17 protein-coding genes and 1 pseudogene are annotated in these 17,126 nt (G+C 67.4%); 8 read left to right on the top strand and 10 right to left on the bottom strand.

Features of this window, described 5'->3' with window-relative positions; translation table 11 throughout:
* Nucleotides 1–206: 206 nt before the first annotated feature.
* From ASD42_RS29115 to ASD42_RS29095, 5 genes are all read left to right on the top strand, one after another.
* Nucleotides 207–554: a hypothetical protein gene (locus ASD42_RS29115; protein WP_056822820.1), complete on the top strand. Its 348-nt coding sequence runs from the start codon at nt 207–209 to the stop codon at nt 552–554.
* On the top strand, nt 551–1,480 hold the full coding sequence (locus tag ASD42_RS29110; RefSeq protein ID WP_056822512.1) for a hypothetical protein: 930 nt from the start codon (nt 551–553) through the stop codon (nt 1,478–1,480). Before ASD42_RS29115 ends, ASD42_RS29110 begins: the two co-directional genes overlap by 4 nt.
* Nucleotides 1,477–1,980 (top strand): roadblock/LC7 domain-containing protein, encoded by a 504-nt coding sequence (locus tag ASD42_RS29105; protein ID WP_235569873.1) that lies wholly within the window; start codon nt 1,477–1,479, stop codon nt 1,978–1,980. Before ASD42_RS29110 ends, ASD42_RS29105 begins: the two co-directional genes overlap by 4 nt.
* 10 nt (nt 1,981–1,990) lie before the next feature.
* Nucleotides 1,991–2,362, top strand: a complete 372-nt coding sequence (locus ASD42_RS29100) for a hypothetical protein (RefSeq protein WP_056822511.1) — start codon at nt 1,991–1,993, stop codon at nt 2,360–2,362.
* Nucleotides 2,363–2,583: 221 nt separating this feature from the next.
* Nucleotides 2,584–3,483, top strand: a complete 900-nt coding sequence (locus tag ASD42_RS29095) for a cutinase family protein (protein ID WP_084466002.1) — start codon at nt 2,584–2,586, stop codon at nt 3,481–3,483.
* Between the two features lie 379 nt (nt 3,484–3,862).
* On the opposite strand, the pseudogene ASD42_RS29090 reads toward ASD42_RS29095, so the two are convergent.
* From ASD42_RS29090 to lysX, 3 genes and pseudogenes are all read right to left on the bottom strand, one after another.
* Nucleotides 3,863–4,482 (bottom strand): annotated as a pseudogene (locus ASD42_RS29090) (histidine phosphatase family protein).
* A 125-nt stretch (nt 4,483–4,607) separates the two neighbouring features.
* Nucleotides 4,608–4,925, bottom strand: a complete 318-nt coding sequence (locus tag ASD42_RS29085; RefSeq protein WP_056822509.1) for a hypothetical protein — start codon at nt 4,923–4,925, stop codon at nt 4,608–4,610.
* A gap of 162 nt (nt 4,926–5,087) precedes the next feature.
* Nucleotides 5,088–8,366 carry a bifunctional lysylphosphatidylglycerol synthetase/lysine--tRNA ligase LysX gene (gene lysX, locus ASD42_RS29080; RefSeq protein WP_056822812.1) on the bottom strand — a complete coding sequence of 1,093 codons (3,279 nt, stop codon included), beginning with the start codon at nt 8,364–8,366 and terminating at the stop codon, nt 5,088–5,090.
* Between the two features lie 151 nt (nt 8,367–8,517).
* On the opposite strand from lysX, the gene ASD42_RS29075 reads away from it, so the two are divergent.
* On the top strand, nt 8,518–8,739 hold the full coding sequence (locus tag ASD42_RS29075; RefSeq protein ID WP_056822507.1) for an RNA-binding S4 domain-containing protein: 222 nt from the start codon (nt 8,518–8,520) through the stop codon (nt 8,737–8,739).
* Nucleotides 8,740–8,761: 22 nt separating this feature from the next.
* Here ASD42_RS29075 and rraA read toward each other — a convergent pair whose 3' ends face one another.
* From rraA to ASD42_RS29040, 7 genes are all read right to left on the bottom strand, one after another.
* Nucleotides 8,762–9,250, bottom strand: a complete 489-nt coding sequence (rraA, locus tag ASD42_RS29070) for a ribonuclease E activity regulator RraA (protein WP_056822505.1) — start codon at nt 9,248–9,250, stop codon at nt 8,762–8,764.
* Nucleotides 9,251–9,296: 46 nt separating this feature from the next.
* The gene (locus ASD42_RS29065) at nt 9,297–9,752 is read right to left on the bottom strand and encodes an SRPBCC family protein (RefSeq protein ID WP_056822502.1); all 456 of its coding nucleotides are present in this window, start codon (nt 9,750–9,752) and stop codon (nt 9,297–9,299) included.
* Between the two features lie 65 nt (nt 9,753–9,817).
* Nucleotides 9,818–10,762, bottom strand: a complete 945-nt coding sequence (locus ASD42_RS29060; RefSeq protein WP_056822499.1) for a copper resistance D family protein — start codon at nt 10,760–10,762, stop codon at nt 9,818–9,820.
* A 6-nt stretch (nt 10,763–10,768) separates the two neighbouring features.
* Complete coding sequence (locus ASD42_RS29055; RefSeq protein ID WP_056822497.1) at nt 10,769–11,293, bottom strand: copper resistance CopC family protein; 525 nt, start codon at nt 11,291–11,293, stop codon at nt 10,769–10,771.
* Complete coding sequence (locus ASD42_RS29050) at nt 11,293–11,946, bottom strand: YcnI family copper-binding membrane protein (RefSeq protein ID WP_056822496.1); 654 nt, start codon at nt 11,944–11,946, stop codon at nt 11,293–11,295. Before ASD42_RS29050 ends, ASD42_RS29055 begins: the two co-directional genes overlap by 1 nt.
* 41 nt (nt 11,947–11,987) lie before the next feature.
* Nucleotides 11,988–12,530 carry a hypothetical protein gene (locus ASD42_RS29045; RefSeq protein WP_056822494.1) on the bottom strand — a complete coding sequence of 181 codons (543 nt, stop codon included), beginning with the start codon at nt 12,528–12,530 and terminating at the stop codon, nt 11,988–11,990.
* A gap of 7 nt (nt 12,531–12,537) precedes the next feature.
* On the bottom strand, nt 12,538–13,212 hold the full coding sequence (locus ASD42_RS29040; protein ID WP_056822491.1) for a DUF6474 family protein: 675 nt from the start codon (nt 13,210–13,212) through the stop codon (nt 12,538–12,540).
* 170 nt (nt 13,213–13,382) lie between these two features.
* Here ASD42_RS29040 and ASD42_RS29035 point away from each other — a divergent pair, with 170 nt between their 5' ends.
* Both ASD42_RS29035 and htpG read left to right on the top strand, forming a co-directional pair.
* Complete coding sequence (locus ASD42_RS29035; RefSeq protein ID WP_056822809.1) at nt 13,383–15,032, top strand: TM0106 family RecB-like putative nuclease; 1,650 nt, start codon at nt 13,383–13,385, stop codon at nt 15,030–15,032.
* A gap of 63 nt (nt 15,033–15,095) precedes the next feature.
* A complete protein-coding gene (gene htpG, locus ASD42_RS29030) occupies nt 15,096–17,057 on the top strand; it encodes a molecular chaperone HtpG (protein WP_255284791.1) in 1,962 nt (653 codons plus the stop codon).
* The last annotated feature ends 69 nt before the right edge of the window (nt 17,058–17,126 follow it).

Below are 17,126 nucleotides of genomic sequence, written 5' to 3'. Positions count from 1 at the left end.
TGGGCAGCGAATGATCGCCGAAGTTACTGAAAAGTATTGATACCGAGCGGTTTTCCAGCAACCATCAGCAAACATATTGTGCGGCAGCAATTTTCCGGCGTACAAGATGCGAAGAATAGCGGCGGGGTATAACGTCTCGTCTCGATCAATAGTCGATGACGGTCGGGGGCTCGGTGAATTCGCTTGATGGGTGTCTGAAACGCATCATGGATATTCCCGGAGCGCGCAGTGCGACGCTGGTGGACGGGGCGAGCGGGTTGGCTGTCGCCGCCGCCGGCGAACACCAGGGCGTCGACGAGCACGAGGACGCGGCGGGGACCACCGATGTGGTACGAGCCGCGCTCGGGTGTCCGGCACTGGGGAGCTCCGATGACGACCTCACCGAGATCGTGGTGTGCCGGACCAGGGGGTTCCATCTCCTACACCTGGTAGACGGTGACTTCGACGGCAGGTTGTTCATGCATGTCGTATTCGACAGCGATACAGGAAATCTCGGGATGGCGCGCTATCAACTCAGATCGGCACTGGAAGATTTGACGGGCGGGAGCCGATGAGTGTCGCGCTCGCCGATGAATTGCATCGGCTCGGCGAAGAAGGGTCTACCGGAGTATTGCGGGCCGGGGACGGCGAATTCCACTTGGTCCGTGGCGCTATCGCCTCGGTGGGCTGTGGGCGCACCATCGGACTCGACCGATTGGTGGTCGAAGCCGGGGTGGCAACGGCGGAGGATTGGCGCCGCGCGGGCGCGGGCGATCCCGGCCCGCTGCTGGAACAACCGCAACTGGAAACCCTCGCGCTGCTGTCGGTCTTCGACGCTGCCTACTTTTTGCTGGCCTCGGCGGGCGAGCCGGAATTCCGCCCGACACCCGAACACTGGCTGGCCCCGGTCTGCCACATCGCCCCGCGCGCGCTTGTTCACGAATGCGAACGCCGCAACGACAACGACTACGGTCCGTGGTCGCCCGACCTGGTCACCACGGTTCCGGTGGTCCCGGCCCGCCGGGTCAAGCGAAACCAGGTGGTGATCACCGGAAGTCAGGCCGAAGTCCTCGCCGCGGCCGACACCCGCCGCAGCATCGCCGACATCGCGCGCGATCTCGGCCGCACCACCTACGGCTGCCTCGTCGCGGTTCGCGACCTCACCACAGCGGGCTTGATCGAGACCCCGGAGCCCATCCAGACCGAACAACCGCAGCGCGGACGTCATCTCGCCCTCGCCCCGGAACCGGCCGACCACCGAAGCTCGACACCGTCGACAACATCCGTGCCCACGCTGCCCAGACGTATTCCCGGCAGCGCGGGACCGACCCGTTTCCAGCAGGAGACGGGTGCACGAGCGGGCAGGCACGCGATCGACGAGGAAGCGACCGCGACCGCCCGACACCGCGGAGACCAGGGCCGAGCGGAACCCGAACGCTGGCGACAGGTCGACCGCGAAACACTCATCCGGCTCAGGGCGGCGTTGGAGGAGCTTGCGTGACCGTGCGGAAGAAGCTGCTCGGTGAATGGAGGGGTAGGTTGACCAAACCGGCGATGACCGCGCCTGAACCCAGGGCGCCCGAACACACAGCGCCCCAACACTATCCGGCCGTGCTGGCCGAATTGAAGGTGTTGCGCGAGCGGCTACCGCAGCTCACCGGGTCGCTGGTGGCCTCGAGCGACGGGCTGCTCATCGAACACGACCTACCCGTCCATCTGGAACCCGCGAGCATGGCCGCGCTGTCGGCCGCGCAGTTGTCGCTGTCGTATCGGCTGGCGAACGTCGCGCACGGCGGCGGGTTCAGCGAAGTCGTCGTGCACGGCACCGAGGGGCAGGTGGTGATCTACGCCGCCGGCTACACCTCGTTGACCGTGCTCGCCGGACCAGAAGTGAATGTCGGTCGGCTCCACCTGGAGTCGCGACCAGTAGCTCGCGCCATCGCCGGCCATCTGGCGGCGGCGCACTCGCCCGGGAACGACCTGGCGAAGATCGACGAATGAAAGGCACGATATGTCGAACATGGATCTGGCTCTGAAGGACATGATGGTGATCGAAGGCGCGATCGGCGCCGCGATCGTCGACTACAGCAGCGGGATGGCGCTCGGAATGCTCAGCAGCACCAAGTCGCTCGACCTACAGGTCGCCGCGGCGGGCAATACCGAGGTGGTGCGGGCGAAGATGCGCACCATCGAGCAGCTCGGTCTCAACGAGGACATCGAGGACATCCTGATCACCCTCGGCACGCAGTACCACCTGATCCGCCCGATGACAGGGCGCAAGTCCAAAGGGCTTTTTCTCTATCTCGCCCTCGATCGTAGCCGGGCCAATCTGGCGCTGGCGCGGCACAAGCTCAAGGGCATCGAAGAAGACCTGGAGGTGTGAGTTCCGCGAACAGGGGGTGAGTCGGCGGTGACGTGCCGCCGACATCCCGTCACTGCGGTTGCGTAGCCGTGGGTCCGTCGGTGCAAACTGTCATAAGATCGAGAGGTCGTGTGGCACGGGATGGCTCGTACGCCTATTCTGATTCGCGGCGAGATCTGGGGCCAAACGTCCTTAATCGGGGTTGCTCTCACATCGATGGAGCAAGGGTGAACTGGAGCGGTATGCAGGTGAAGAAGGTTGTCGCGGCTCTGGGAGCATCCGCGGCGATGATGTCCGGAATTGTTGTCGGCAGCACGAGCGCGAGCGCGGCGCCCGCCTGCCCGAGTCTGTATGTGGTCGCCATTCCCGGTACCTGGGAAACCGGCCACGAGAAGACCCCCGGCCCCGGCATGCTCGCCGGCGTCACCAACGGCCTACCGAGAAACACCGACGTCGACTACGTCACCTACGCCGCCACTGCCTTCCCCTGGGAGGGCGATGTCTACGGCAACTCCAAGAAGCAGGCGGTCGACGCCGCCCGCGGGCTGATCAGCGAGAAGCTGGCCGCCTGCGGCAACACCAAGGCCGCGATCGTCGGCTACAGCCAGGGTGCCGACGCCGCAGGCGATCTGGCCGCCGAGATCGGCACCGGCATCAGCCCGATCCCACAGGACCGGGTCGCCGCTGTCGGCCTCATCTCCGATCCGCGCCGTTCGCCGACCGATGTGCAGGTCGGCCCGTTCGCCCAGGGTGCCGGTGCCGGTGGCGCCCGGCCGGGTGGGTTCGGTTGGCTGAGCGATCGCACGCGCACGATCTGCGCGGTCGACGACCTGTACTGCGCGACCGCCAGCGACGACTTCGTGACGCGGTTCGCCGGGTTCCTCGCGCAGAGTTCGGATGCGAATCCGGCCAACCTGTGGCGCTACCAGCTCGAGGCCGGGGCGATCGTGACCGACCTGATGTCGCTCGGTGGCATCCCGACGCTGGGGGCGCAGCTGACGGACGCGGCCAACCAGAAGCGGGCCAAGGATCTCGAGCAGTTCTACCGCTCGCAGGCTCATACTCTGTACGGCAGTTACTCGGTGGGTGGCGGGCAGACCGCTATCACCTGGATGCACAACTGGATCGCTCAGCAGGCCTGAGTAGTTCGGTGAGGGCCCGGTATCGCTTCGGTGGTGCCGGGCTCTTTCTGTTGGGACATGGGGTTCAGTAGTCCCAGGCAGGTTTGACGCTGTGTTTGTTGGCGCGCTGGCGCGCGCGTGTTCGCGGCCCCAAGGGGCCGCCGGTTAGCCGCCGTTGCTTGCTCCTTTGTCGCCTACGCAACGGCGGCTAACCGGCGACCCGGCCGCGAACCGGCCACTGCGTGGCCGCCGCTCCCTAGGGGTCGCGGGTGGTGGGCTGGGAGGGCGGTCATGGCGGACTTGGGGTGGGCGGTGTGGCTGAGGAGGGCGGTCATGGCGGACTTGGGGTGGGCGGTGTGGCTGGGGAGTTCGGGCATGGCGGTCTGTGGTTGTGGCGGAGTCAAGGGGTGGTTCGGGACAGGGCCCTCGGCAGTAGGTTCCAGACGTGGCCGTTTTCGTTGATCGTGGCGGCTGTGCGGGTGCCGGTGCGGGAGTAGAGGATTCGGGTGATCGAGCAGTAGTCGATCGGGAAGGTCAGGGGGCGGGGGAGGGCCAGGATGTCGGCCAGGAGGGCGTTGATCACGCCGCCGTGAGCGAAGGCTACGACGGTGTCCTCGGGCGCTGCTGTGGAGACGAGGTTTTCGACGGCGGCCAGTACTCGCGCGGTGAAGGCGGGGCCGTCGATCTGGTCGGGGAGGTGGCCCGCTTTGATGCGGGCGTAGGCCTCGGCGAATTCGGTTTTCGCGTCTTCGATGGGGATGTAGGCGGGCAGGTCGCGGTCGTACTCGGCCAGGTCGTCGATGACCTCGACGGGGAGGTCGCGGGCGGTCGCGGTGGGGAGCGCGGTGTCGCGGGCGCGGCGCTGCGGGCTGCTGACTACGCGAACGATGTCGTGGGGGGCGAGCGCGGCGGGACACGGTCGGCTTGGAGTTTGCCGATGTCGGTGAGGCCGGGGTCGGCGGCGGCGGTGTCGCCGACCACGCGTTCGGGTTGGGCATGACGCACGAGTATCAGCTGCACGCTAAACACTCTGCCGTATCGAGGTATCCCGGGGGACTACGGCTCTTGGTCTCGGCGAACGGATGCTCGTCGAGGACTCGCGGGGTCGCCTCGTCGACCGAGGAGATCGCCGCGAGTCCTCCGGGTCAGGACTGGCCGTAGGGCGGCTGGCCGTACGGCGGCTGACCACCCTGCGGGCCGTTGAACGGCGGCTGACCACCGTTGTGCGGCGGCTGGTCGTCCTTCTTCTTGTTCTTGAGCAGGTAGATGCCACCGACGATGAGCACCACGATCACCAGGCAGCAGATGCCGCCGATGATCAGGAAACTGCTGTTCTTCTTTTTCTTCTTCGCCGCGAGTTCCATCGCGGTGTTGACAGCGTCCGAACTGGCCAGGGTGTCGAAGCTGCTGGTGAACATGTGCGGATCGACGAGTGCGGCCGTGGTCAGCAAGTCCAGATACATGTGATCCCATCCCGATGTGTTGGTGGTCCGACATCCTCCCGGTGCCGGAACTCCGAGACTAGCCGCCTCGCTGCGACTTTCACTACGAAAGTCGCACGCGGGCCGGACGGAGCAGTTGTTGATCGCGAACGCGTCGCGATCCGTATACACCTGTGCCCGTTCTCACCGCGGTTTCACCAAGGGGAACGGCAGCGTCTCGCGGATGCTGCGTCCGGTGATCAACATGACCACCCGGTCCACCCCCATGCCGAGCCCGCCGGTGGGCGGCATCGCGTGTTCGAGTGCGGCCAGGAAGTCCTCGTCGAGTTCCATCGCCTCCGGATCGCCGCCCGCGGCCAGCATCGACTGCTCGGTGAGTCTGCGCCGCTGCTCCACCGGATCGGTGAGTTCGCTGTAGGCGGTACCCAATTCGACCCCCCAGGCCACCAGGTCCCAGCGCTCGGCCACGCCGTCGATGCTGCGGTGCGAGCGGGTGAGCGGGGAGACCGAGGTGGGGAAGTCCAGATAGAAGGTGGGGTCGGTGGTCTGCGATTCCACCAGGTGCTCATACATTTCCAGCACCACTTGGCCCGCGTCCCAGCCGTGTTGGTAGGCCACGCCCGCCTCGTCGCACAGTTCGCGCAGCCGGGCCAGCTCGGTGCGCGGGGTCACCTCGGTGCCGATCGCCTCGGAGACCGCGCCGTGCACGGTCTTGACCCGCCACTCGCCGGAGATATCGACGGTGTCGAATCCGCCGTCGTCGTTCGGGCGCAACGCCACCTCGGCCCCGTTGGCGGCCATCGCCGCGTGCTGGATCAGCCGACGGCACAGGTGCATCATCTGCTGGTAATCGCTGTGCGCCTCATAGGCTTCCAGGATCGTGAACTCGGGGTTGTGGCTGAAGTCCACGCCTTCGTTGCGGAACGTCCGGCCGATCTCGAACACCTTCTCCATGCCGCCGACGCACAGCCGTTTGAGGTACAGCTCGGGGGCGATGCGCAGGTAGAGATCGAGGTCGTAGGCGTTGATGTGGGTGCGGAACGGGGTCGCGTTGGCCCCGCCGTGCACCTGTTGCAGGATCGGCGTCTCCACCTCGAGAAAGCCCCAGACATAGAGGGAATCGCGCAGTGAGTGCAGCACCGCGCTGCGCTTGGCCATCACCTCGCGGGCCTCGGGGTCGATCGCCATGTCCACATACCGCTGCCGGACCTTGGCCTCCTGATCCGCCAGCCCACGCCACTTGTCGGGCAGCGGATGCAGGCACTTGCCGTTCATCCGCCAGTCCTGCGCGAGCAGCGAGAGCTCACCGTTGCGGCTGGCGCCGATCTGCCCGCTCACCTCGATGAGATCGCCCAGGTCGAAGAATTCGGTGAACTCGTTGCTGCGATCGGCGCCGACCCGCTCGCGGTCGATCAGCAGCTGGATCTCGCCGGTCCAATCCCGCACCAACGCGAAGATCACGCCGCCGTAGTCGCGAATCCGCAAGAGCCTGCCCGCGATGCGCACCGTGGTGCCCTTGGGGCAGCGCCTCGCCGCGGCGATGTCGTGGGTCGGCGGGTAGGCGGGCGGGTAGGCGTCGACGCCGGACGCGGTGAGCCGGTCGAGTTTGTCCAGGCGCACCCGTACCTGCTCCGGCCTGCGCGGACCCTGCTCGTCGTCGGCGCTCTCCGGTGTCTCCGGCGCGCTGCCGTCGGGGTGGAGGCCGGTGACGGTCGCGGGGACCGCCGCCTTCGTGCCGGTGTGCACGCCCGCGTCGGGCGCCTTGCCGAGGCGCGGCAGGAAACCTTCGGCCAGCCCGCTCGCCGTGGCCACCCGCGGCAGCTGCCTGCGTTCCTCGAACAGAAAGAACCGCGGCACCCAGCGCGGGTGATACTTCACATTCGACCGGTACAGCGCCTCGAGCTGCCACCAGCGCGAGAAGAACAGCAGCACACCGCGCCAAGCCCGCAGGATCGGACCGGCGCCGATCCGGCCGCCCTCCTCGAACACCGAACGGAACACCGCGAAGTTCAGCGACACCTTGGTGATGCCGTACTGATCGGAGTTCAGGGCGAGCTGGGAGATCATCAGCTCCATCACGCCGTTGGGGCTCTGCGGGTCGCGGCGCATCAGTTCCAGTGATGCGCCGGTGCGGCCCCAGGGGACGAGCGAGAGCATGCCGTGCACGTGGTCGTCGTGATCGACGGCTTCGACCAGCAGACAGTCACCGTCGAGTGGGTCACCGAGGCGACCCAGTGCCATCGAGAAGCCGCGCTCGGTCTCGGTGTCGCGCCAGGCGTCCGCGCGGGCGACGATCTCGGCGAACTCCTCGGCCGGAATGTCGCGGTGCCTGCGCACCCGCACTTCGAGGCCGTTCTTGCGCAACCGGTTCGCGGCCTGCCTGACCTGTTTCATCTCCGGGCCCGCGAGCGAGAACGTGCGGGTGTCGAGGATCGCCTCGTCGCCCAGACGCAGCGCCGACAGTCCGGCCTTGCGGTACGCGGTGGCGCCGAGTTCGCTCGCGCCCATCACTGCGGGTTGCCAGCCGAACCGGTCGGCCTGCTCCAACCAAGCCTGAATCGCCTGCGGCCAGCCCTGTTTCGGGCCGATCGGATCGCCACTGGCCAGGCACACACCCAACTCGACGCGATAGGTGATCGCGGCCTTGCCATTCGGCGCGAACACCACGGCCTTGTCGCGGCGGGTCGCGAAGTAGCCGAGCGAGTCCTCGACATCGCCGGCGGCCAGCAGTCCGCGGATGGCCGACTCGTCCAGGCCGGTCATCGCGTTGTCGGCACGTTGTGAGCGCAACAGCACGATCACCGCGGCCAGCAGCGCGATCGCGCCGAACAGGCCGAGCAGGAAGTTCACCCAGGCGTGCGGATGCCCGTCGAAGTGCTCGTTGTTCACCAGCACGGCGGCGGTGACCCGATACACCGCCCACAGCGGACGCTGCACGCCCTCGGGCAGCGAACCGGGGAACAGCTCCACCAGCCCCCAGCCGAGCAGGCAGCCGAGCGCCAACCCGGCCACCAGCACGCCGAGCGCTTTCCACAGCGCTCCCGGCCGAACCCGGGTGTAGAACTCCTTACGCGCGGCCAGCAGGATCGCGATCACCACCACGTGCACGATGAAGGCGACCAGCGCGTCCACATCGTCGTCGGCGAAGAAGTCCAGGATGTTCGCCACCGCGTACAGCAGCAGATACACCACCAGCAGCCACCAGGCGATCCGCTTGCGGGCCGCGGTCGCCCCGGCGAGTAAGCCGACCACCAACGCCCACACCAGACTGGTGTCGGGGGCGTCGAAGTAATAGGTGTCGACATAGTGGCGTGGCACCTGCGTGAGGATCCGCAGGCTGGGCGAGAGGCTCCACAGGGTCAGCAGCACCGCGAACACACCGAGGGTCAATCCGGCGATGTGCGGTACCTCGGAAAGGCGGCCGTGCGCGCGATGCGGCACCGGCGTGCGGTCCTCGACGATGGGGTGTTGCTCGGCCTGCGTGGGAGTCACCGATCCAGTGTGCGTCCATTCGGGCCGGATCGGTGTGGCGGTGGCTGCGGCGTGTTCCACACCGCGGGCAACCGCGGGGCCGGTGCTGACCGGTTTCGCGTGACCGGGTAAGTATTAGCGCATGTCGGAACCAGTTGATGTGCCGATCGATGACGTTGTCATCCGGCTCGGGCAATTCCTGAAACTGGCCAACCTGATCGATTCGGGTTCCGAGGCCAAGACGGTGATCGCGCAGGGTTTGGTGCGCGTCAACGACGAAGTGGAGCTACGTCGCGGCAGGCAACTGCAGATCGGCGATGTCGTCGTCCTCGCGGGCAACAAGGTACGGGTGTCCGAGGGCTGACCCTCGAACACCCGCGTCGCCCTCAGTCTTCGGCGCGAACCACGACGCCGTCGGAGTCGCTGTAGAGCATCTCGCCGGGCACGAAGGTGATGCCGCCGAATTCGACGGGCACGTCCTGCTCGCCGCTGCCGGTCTGGGTGCTCTTGCGCGGGTTGGTGCCCAGCGCCTTCACCCCGATGTCGAGGGTGCGCAGGATCGCGGAGTCGCGCACGGCGCCGTTGACGATCACGCCGGCCCAACCGTTGTCCACGCCACGCCCGGCGATGATGTCGCCCACCAGCGCGGTGTGCACGCTCGCGCCGCCGTCGACGACGAGCACCTTGCCCTCGCCCGGCTCGCTCAGGGTCTGCTTGACCAGCAGGTTGTCCTGGAAGCAGCGGATCGTGGTGATCCGGCCCGCGAATTCGGCGCGGCCGCCGAACTGGATGAACTGCGTATCGCAGCTCCGGATCTCGGGGCCGATCTCATCGGCCAGATCGGCGGTGGCCACAACATTCGCTGATTCGGTCATAGGTCAGATTGTGTCAGGCCCGCCGGGCCGCGCCATTCGTAGGCTCTCAGACCTGCTCGCTGTGTGATTTCTCGATCTCGCGGATGAGTGCGTCGGTGGTGTGCTGAACCGCGATCTTCACAAACGGCTCGATCGTCTTGCCGAGCACCTTGCCCGTGATGCCGCCGCCGACCGAGAAATCGATGTCCGCGTCCACTGTGCACGCGATATCACCCTTGGGGATGAATTTGAAGGTCGCGACGATCTCGATGCCCTTGATCGACTTGGTGGCGATCAACCGGCCCTCTTCCCAGCCGACGACCTCGACGCGCGAGGTCAGCGACGCGGGGCCGAGCTTCATCTTCCCGTCGAACGTCGCGCCGAGGCCGTCGGTCTGCGCGGTCAGGGGTGTGAAGGATTCGATGCCGTACCAGAACTTCGGCAGATTGCGGTAGTCGTTCATGAACGCGAACGCTGCTTCGGCGGGCGCGGCGCAATCTTCGGCAATCCTCACTTCGGTCATACGGGTCACTCTAATTGGTGCGTATCGGCGTCAAATGGCATCGAGGCCGAACGTGACCGAGGCGACTACGCGGTGACCGCCAGCGTCGCCGCGAGGCCGAATGCCAGCGCCATCATCAGTACCTCGGCGGCCGCGTTGCGGAGGGAGGTCTCGGCGGTGACGCGGTGGTCGGCGGCCTTGCGGACCCAGGTTCGCCGCCACCACCAGCCCAGTGCGACGAGGACGCACAGGATGGCGAGCTTCGCCAGCAGGATTCGTCCGTAGCCGGTTGTCAGCAGGGGAGTGATGCCGCCGAGTCGCACCACACCGTTGACCAGGCCGGTGAGCGCGACGACGCCGACCAAGGGCGCGGCGAGTGCGGAGTAGCGGGGCAGGGTCGCGGCCCACTCGCCGCGCGTGCGCAGGACCAGGACCATGGCCAGCAGCAGGCCGAGCCAGCAGGCGGCGGCCAGCGCGTGGATCGCGGCGAGGACCGAACCGAACATCTGCTGGGACATGTGCCCGGTGATCGGACGCAGCGACAGCGCGACCGCCGCGAACACGAGCACCAGATCGGCCGACGCGGTGTCGGGCCGACGGAAGGCCAGCGCCGCGTAGCAGGCGATCGCGCCGGTGCAGAACAGGATCGCGATGCCGATCTGGCCGCCGCTGAGCCTGCCGAGGAACGTGATGAAATCGCTCGCGCCGAGCTGGGTCACCGCGACGCCGACGATCTCGGCGGCCTCGCACACCAGCACGGTGAACTCGGCGGCGAACCAGACACCGGCGAGGGCGGCCAGCGGTCGCCACGCGACCGTCAGCCGGTCGTTGAGCCGGGGCAGCGCGGCGAGGCCGAGCACGACCGCGCCCGCGCAGTCGGCGAGCACACGCGCGAACGCCACCCACGCGAAGCCGCCGGACCGGCGCAGGATCCAGGCCAGCACCACCCCGGCCAGCGCGGCGACAACGACCGGCGCCAGGACCCGCCACTGCCGCAGCGCGGCACCGGATTCCCGGCGACCGGTCGTCATCGTCGATTACTTCTTGCGGCCGGACCGGCCGCCGAGCAACGCCACCGCGAGGCCGGCGCCGAACAGCACCACCCCGCCGGCGATGAACACCCACACGGGCACACCGCCGTCGCCGCCGTCGTCGGCCTTGTCCTCGCCCGGGCGGGCGCCCGGCGTGCCGGTGCCCGCCTTGCTCAGCGTGAAAGTCCTCGTCCCGCTCACGGGATGACCGTCGGCCGAGGTGACCCGGAACGCGATCGTGTACTCACCGACCGGCCCCAGCTCACCCAGTTCCACGCTGACGCTGCGTCCTTCGACCAGCGCCTTGCCCTTGGACCACAGCCTGCCGTCCGGGCCGACCACGGTCAGTGACGGAAAGTTCTGCTGCAGTTCCTCATTGAAGGTGATGCTGGCCCGCGCCGGTCCGACCTCCACGGTCGAACCGTTCTCGGGAACGCTGCTCACCGCGCCGGAATGCGCACTCGCCGTGCCCGCCGCCGCGAAGGCGCAGGCGAACAGGACCGCGAGTAAGCCGACGAGCATCTTCCGCATCACGACGACCGCCGCGAGCGGAAGACGAGGCCGAGGCCGAGAGCCGCGGCGAACAGGCCGAGGGCGAGACCGATTCCGCCCATCCAGCGGGCGACCGAATCGGTCTGTGTCTCGGTGGATTCGCCCGAGGCGACCTGGTGATCGCCGCCCTCGGCACCGCCGTTCGCGGACAGGGTGAGCGCGGGCGCGGGGTGTTCCGGCTCGGCGCCTCCGGTGCTCGGCTGATCCCAGGCCACGACCTTGCCGTCGCCGTAGGTCTGCTGCGCGGGGAAGTTCACGGTGTCCTGGGTGGGCAGCGGGCCGAGTGAGAGCACGAACCGCTGGAACTGGCCGGGCCCGACGCCGGGGTTACCCGGATCAGCCGACCACACGACGGCGACGCTCTCGCCCTTGTCGTTGCGCTCGATCTTCGATGTCCAACCCGGCATCGGCTCGGTGCGAACACTTTTCAGGTTCGGCACGGTGACGCGCAGTGCGGTGGTGGACGCGGTCTCGGATTCGGTCGGCACCTTGAAGGTGGCGACGGTGTACTTGCCCTGGGCGGCGCCCGGCGCGTCGACAGTCACGTGAGCGGCCGCCGAACCGCAGGCGGCGAGCACCAAACCCGCCGCGAGGGCGGCGGTACCGGTGCTACGGGTGATGAAGTTGTGCATGGGATGCCTTGTCGTCCGAAGAATTCTGATGTCGTGGTGAATCAGGCGAACAACGGCGGTGCGCGCGGACATCGCGCACCCTTCGGACGAGCACCGCGCGCGACGGCGACAGCGGCGAACCAGCGGACAGCGCGGTGCGCGAGCGCAGCGGGACTGCTGAGTACGGCTCGAATCACGCTCGACGCAACGAGATACAGCCGCTCGGCGACGAGTATCAGTGCGGCACAAGCACCCGCCGCGACGAGGTGCGCGGCGATCATCGGCAGACTCGGCAGGTGGAGCAGCCCGTGATGGTCGAGCGTCGCCGACAGCGCGAAGTGCCCGGCCCACTGACCACCGATCAACGCGGCGGCCGTGCGCAACGTCGCGGGCCGACGGTACGAATGCGTCCGCGGCCCAGCGCATTCGGCGGTGACACCCGCGGCGAAAATCCCGGCCGTCAGTGAAACCAGCAGCAGCAGTGCGAGTTCCGCCGACTTCGGCACCCCGCCGCCGCCGATCCCGTGCGCGGCCACAGCCAGCCCGCCCACGAGTACGCCGCAGCCACCACCGCGCAAGCGGGAGGTGAGCTGCGGCGTGGTCACGGCAGGCTCAGCGAACGCCGAGGCGGGCGAGCACGTCGTTCTCCAACACGGCCAGCTCGGCCGAGATCGACGCGTGGACAGCCTTGCGGCGCGCGGCGGGCATCTGCTCGGCCGTGCGCACCGCCACGTTCAGGTCGGCCAGGCGCGAGCGCGCCGCTTCGACGAACTTCTCGGTGTCGGCATCGCCCGCCTTGTCGGCGGCGATCTTCGCGAGGGCGTCCTCGGTGTTGGTGATGCGGGCCTGCAGGCGCGCACCGTGCCCGCTGAACTCGCTGAGCTGGTCCATGCCGATACCGAGCTGCTGCGCCTTGCGGGCGTCGAGCTGACCGCGCACCATCGTGGCGCCGCGATAAGCCAGCGGGGCGAGCACGGGGATGAGGACTCGGGCCACCCCGATGTACTTGCGGACCTGACTCGCGCTGAACAGCTCACGATCGGCCCTCGCGGCGGCCTTCTGCGCGGCCTTTTCCTCGGCATGCAGGGTCGCGATCTGTGCCTTGGCCACCTTGTCGGCCGTGCGTGCCTGTGCCTTGGCCGCGCGACGGTTCACGCGCTCGCCCGCCTTGGCCGCCTTGCGCTCGTTCTTGGCGCTCAGCTTCGCCTCCACCGCGGCTTTGTGCTTGAGTGCTTTCGCCTCAGCGCGTCGGCTCGGCCGCCGCTTCCGCTTGCTGAACAACCCCATGGGATCAGGCCCTCCGTCATGCTCGCCAAGTCATGAGGCAGCACCGCCTCCAAGCGGCCTGCCGTTCTCCGTAGCGTAGTGGGATCAGGGTAGCGATTGGGCATTGTGTCGGGGGTAAGGCCCATACTGCTTGCGTGCGTGCAGCCGAGGACGACTTCGACGGCGGGCCGGTGCGTAGCCCGGTCCCCGCTTCCGCTGCGGATTTCCGCACCGCCTTCCTTGACGCGCGTTCACTGATCGGATGCAGGCACCGGCTGCGCCTCGATGCCGAGAATCCGGGCGTGCTCGCCGAGGTCCGCGAGGATCCGGGAGTGCAGCAGCGGCGCGACGCCGCCACCGCTCATCGCACCAGGATCCGCGACGAACTGGTCGCGTCCGCCCCTGCCGACTGGGTGGTGATCGACCCGGAATTGCGTGGTGGCGCCAAAGCCGCCGCGACTATGGCGGCCATCGAGGCAGGCGCCCCGCGCATCTGGGGCGGACTGCTGCCGCAGGAAGCCGATACCGGTCGACGTGGCGGTGTCGAGATCCTGCTGCGCGACGACGATCGCGGCGGCTATATCCCGATCATCGTGGTCAACCACAAGGTCACCGACCCGCGCAGGCCCGACCCCGCCGATTTCCACCCGCTGACCTCGGATCTGTTCCAGTGGCAGCCCCGCCGCGACAAACACGTGAAACTGCGCCCGCAGCCGCGCGACCAGCAGCGCCTCGCCCACCTGTACCGGATGTTGCAGCGCTACGGCATGGCCAGTCCCGCCCTGATCGGCGGTGCGATCGGCCTGGTCGCCGACCGGATCCTGGTCCATGACCTGACGAACGTGCTGGCCGATTACGACCAACGCTACGCCGACCGCATCGCCGTGGTGCGCGGAGAACTGCCGACCCAGCCGTCGAAAGTGCCCGAGTGCAGGCAGTGCCCCTGGTGGGTGCGCGGTCCTGAGGGCCAACCCAGCTGTGAGGCGACGCTGGCGCAGATGCGCGATGTGAGCCTGGTCGCACCGGGGTCGCGCGCGGATGTTCTGCGCCTGCACGGGATCGAGACGGTCGACGAACTCGCCGCCTGGGAGGGTGAGGAACCCGACGACTGGCAGCACGGGCCGTTCGCCGAAACCGTCGTCACCGCCCGCGCCTGGATCGACGGCGCCCCGCTGGTGCGCCGGTTCGAGAAGGTGAGCGTGCGTCGCGCCGATGTGGAGATCGACGTCGACCTGGAGAGCTACCAGGAAGACGGCGCCTATCTGTGGGGCACCCTGCTCGACGATGTCTACCGCCCGTTCTTCACCTGGGATCCGCTGCCCACCGAGGACGAGGGCCGCTCGTTCGGCGAATTCTGGACCTGGTTGATGGAGCGGCGCGCCGAAGCCCATGCCGCGGGCAAAACCTTTGCCGCCTACTGCTATTCGCGCACCGCCGAGGACAAGTGGCTCTACGAATCGGCCCGCCGATTCGCCGGGCGCCCCGGCATCCCGACCCACGAGGAAGTGCGCGCGTTCGTCGACTCGAAGGAATGGGTCGACATGTTCCAGGCCGTCACCGAGCAGTTCATCTGCCCGAACGGTAAGGGGCTCAAGAAGATCGCGCCCGTCGCCGGGTTCGGATGGCGTGATCCGGAGGCAGGCGGGGAGGCCTCGATGGGCTGGTACCGCCGTGCCGTCGGGTACGACGACGTCATCGACATGTCGCAGCGCACCCGCCTGTTCGTCTACAACGAAGACGATGTGCGCGCCACCCAGGTACTGCGCGATTGGATGTCGAAGCGGGCGGTCGCCGAGGTTCCCTCACTGGCCGATTTCGGCGCGGTGCGACCGGTGAGCTAGCGCGGCGTCACCACACAGGGTCCTCGGGAGAACCGCGACAGGCGCCGTAATACCATCGGGGGCGTGACTGAGCAGCACGTCGAAACCCTCGAGTTCCAGGCCGAAACCCACCAGCTCCTCGAGCTGATGATCCACTCGGTCTACTCCAACAAAGACACCTTCCTGCGGGAGCTGATCTCGAACGCTTCCGACGCACTGGACAAGCTCAAACTTGCCGCCTACCAGGACAAAGACCTGGGCGCCGACACCTCAGACCTGCACATCGAGCTGGAGGTCGACCAGGACGAGCGTGTCCTGACGGTGCGCGACAACGGCATCGGCATGTCCCGCGCCGAAGTGATCGACCTGATCGGCACCCTCGCCAAATCCGGCACCGCCGACCTGCGCCGCAAGCTCACCGAGGCCAAGTCCGACGCCGCCGCCGAGGAGCTGATCGGCCAGTTCGGCATCGGCTTCTATTCCACCTTCATGGTCGCCGACAAGGTCGTCCTCACCACCCGCAAGGCGGGCGAGACCGAAGGCACCCGCTGGGAAGCCGCCGCGGGCAGCTCCACCTACTCCATCGACACCGTCGCCGACGTACCGCAGGGCACCTCGGTGACCCTCGAGCTCAAGCCCGCCGACGAAGACGATCACCTCTTCGATTACACGCAGGAATGGAAGCTGCGCGAGATCGTCCGCAAGTACTCCGACTTCATCGCCTGGCCGATCCGCATGCAGGTCGAGCGCACGGTGACCGAGGGGGAGGGCGAGGACAAGGTCGACAAGACCATCGTCGAGGACCAGATCCTCAACTCGCAGAAGGCTTTGTGGACGCGCCCCCGGAGCGAGGTGAGCGAGGAGGAGTACAAGGAGTTCTACCACCACGTCTCGCACGCCTGGGACGAGCCGCTCGAGATCATCCCGATGAAGGCCGAGGGCACCTTCGAATACCAAGCGCTGCTGTTCATTCCCTCGATCGCGCCGTTCGACCTGTTCACCCGTGAGCACAAGCGCGGTGTGCAGCTCTACGTGCGTCGCGTGTTCATCATGGACAACTGCGAAGAACTGATGCCGGAGTACCTGCGCTTCGTCAAGGGAGTCGTCGACGCGCAGGACCTCTCGCTCAACGTCTCTCGTGAGATCCTGCAGCAGGACCGCCAGATCCAGATGATCCGCAAGCGCCTGGTGAAGAAGGTGCTGTCCACGGTCAAGGACCTGCAGGGCGCCGAGGATCAGACCAGGTACCAGACGTTCTGGTCGCAGTTCGGCCGCGTCATCAAGGAGGGCTTGCTCTCCGATACCGACAACCGCGAAACCTTGCTCACCGTCTCCTCTTTCGCCTCCACTGCCTCCGAGTCCGAGCTCACCACGCTCGCGCAGTACGTGGAGCGGATGAAGGACGGCCAGGACTCGATCTACTACATGACCGGCGAAAGCCGTGCGCAGGTGGAGAATTCGCCACACCTGGAGGCCTTCACGGCCAAGGGGCGCGAGGTGCTGATCCTCACCGATCCGGTCGACGAGATGTGGGTCGGCTCGGTGCCCGAATTCCAGGGCAAGAGTTTCCAGTCCATCGCCAAGGGCGAGGTAGACCTGGAAACCGAGGACGAGAAGAAGGAAACCGAAGCCCTGCGCGAACAGCAGGACAAGGACTTCGGCGACCTACTCGCTTGGCTCGGTGGCACTTTGACCGATGTCGCCAAGGAGGTCCGCCTCACCAACCGCCTCACCACCTCGCCCGCCTGCCTGGTCGGTGACGTCTACGACTTCACCCCCATGCTCGAGCGCATGTACAGGGCCTCGGGTCAGGCGCTGCCGGAGTCCAAGCGGATTCTCGAGCTCAACCCCACCCATCCGCTGGTCACCGGCCTGCGCGACGCCTACGACGCGCGCAAGTCCGACGCCGACGAAGGCAAGGTTCCCGAGCTCGCCGAGACCGCCGAACTCCTCTACGGCACAGCAGTTCTCGCCGAGGGCGGCGAACTCAAGGACCCCGCCCGCTTCGCCCAGTTGCTCACCGAACGGCTCACCCGCACGGTCTGAGATCACCCGCACTGTGGACTGCCCGCTACCGGTTTCGGTGGCGGGCAGTCTTGTTCACCGCAATTCTGG

Origin of the sequence: Nocardia sp. Root136 (genome assembly GCF_001427185.1) — a bacterium.
Taxonomy (GTDB): Bacteria; Actinomycetota; Actinomycetes; order Mycobacteriales; family Mycobacteriaceae; genus Nocardia; species Nocardia salmonicida.
The sequence above is the reverse complement of the archived record's forward strand: the minus strand, read 5'-3'. Positions and strand labels throughout refer to the sequence as shown.

Coding starts and splice junctions, on each gene's coding strand:
- ASD42_RS29085 (WP_056822509.1), bottom strand. CDS start 4,925: ATGTATCTGGACTTGCTGACCACGGCCGCACTCGTCGATCCGCACATG.
- ASD42_RS29050 (WP_056822496.1), bottom strand. CDS start 11,946: ATGCACAACTTCATCACCCGTAGCACCGGTACCGCCGCCCTCGCGGCG.
- ASD42_RS29115 (WP_056822820.1), top strand. CDS start 207: ATGGATATTCCCGGAGCGCGCAGTGCGACGCTGGTGGACGGGGCGAGC.
- ASD42_RS29110 (WP_056822512.1), top strand. CDS start 551: ATGAGTGTCGCGCTCGCCGATGAATTGCATCGGCTCGGCGAAGAAGGG.
- ASD42_RS29075 (WP_056822507.1), top strand. CDS start 8,518: ATGTCGGAACCAGTTGATGTGCCGATCGATGACGTTGTCATCCGGCTC.
- ASD42_RS29095 (WP_084466002.1), top strand. CDS start 2,584: ATGCAGGTGAAGAAGGTTGTCGCGGCTCTGGGAGCATCCGCGGCGATG.
- ASD42_RS29040 (WP_056822491.1), bottom strand. CDS start 13,212: ATGGGGTTGTTCAGCAAGCGGAAGCGGCGGCCGAGCCGACGCGCTGAG.
- ASD42_RS29060 (WP_056822499.1), bottom strand. CDS start 10,762: ATGACGACCGGTCGCCGGGAATCCGGTGCCGCGCTGCGGCAGTGGCGG.
- rraA (WP_056822505.1), bottom strand. CDS start 9,250: ATGACCGAATCAGCGAATGTTGTGGCCACCGCCGATCTGGCCGATGAG.
- ASD42_RS29100 (WP_056822511.1), top strand. CDS start 1,991: ATGTCGAACATGGATCTGGCTCTGAAGGACATGATGGTGATCGAAGGC.
- ASD42_RS29065 (WP_056822502.1), bottom strand. CDS start 9,752: ATGACCGAAGTGAGGATTGCCGAAGATTGCGCCGCGCCCGCCGAAGCA.
- ASD42_RS29055 (WP_056822497.1), bottom strand. CDS start 11,293: ATGCGGAAGATGCTCGTCGGCTTACTCGCGGTCCTGTTCGCCTGCGCC.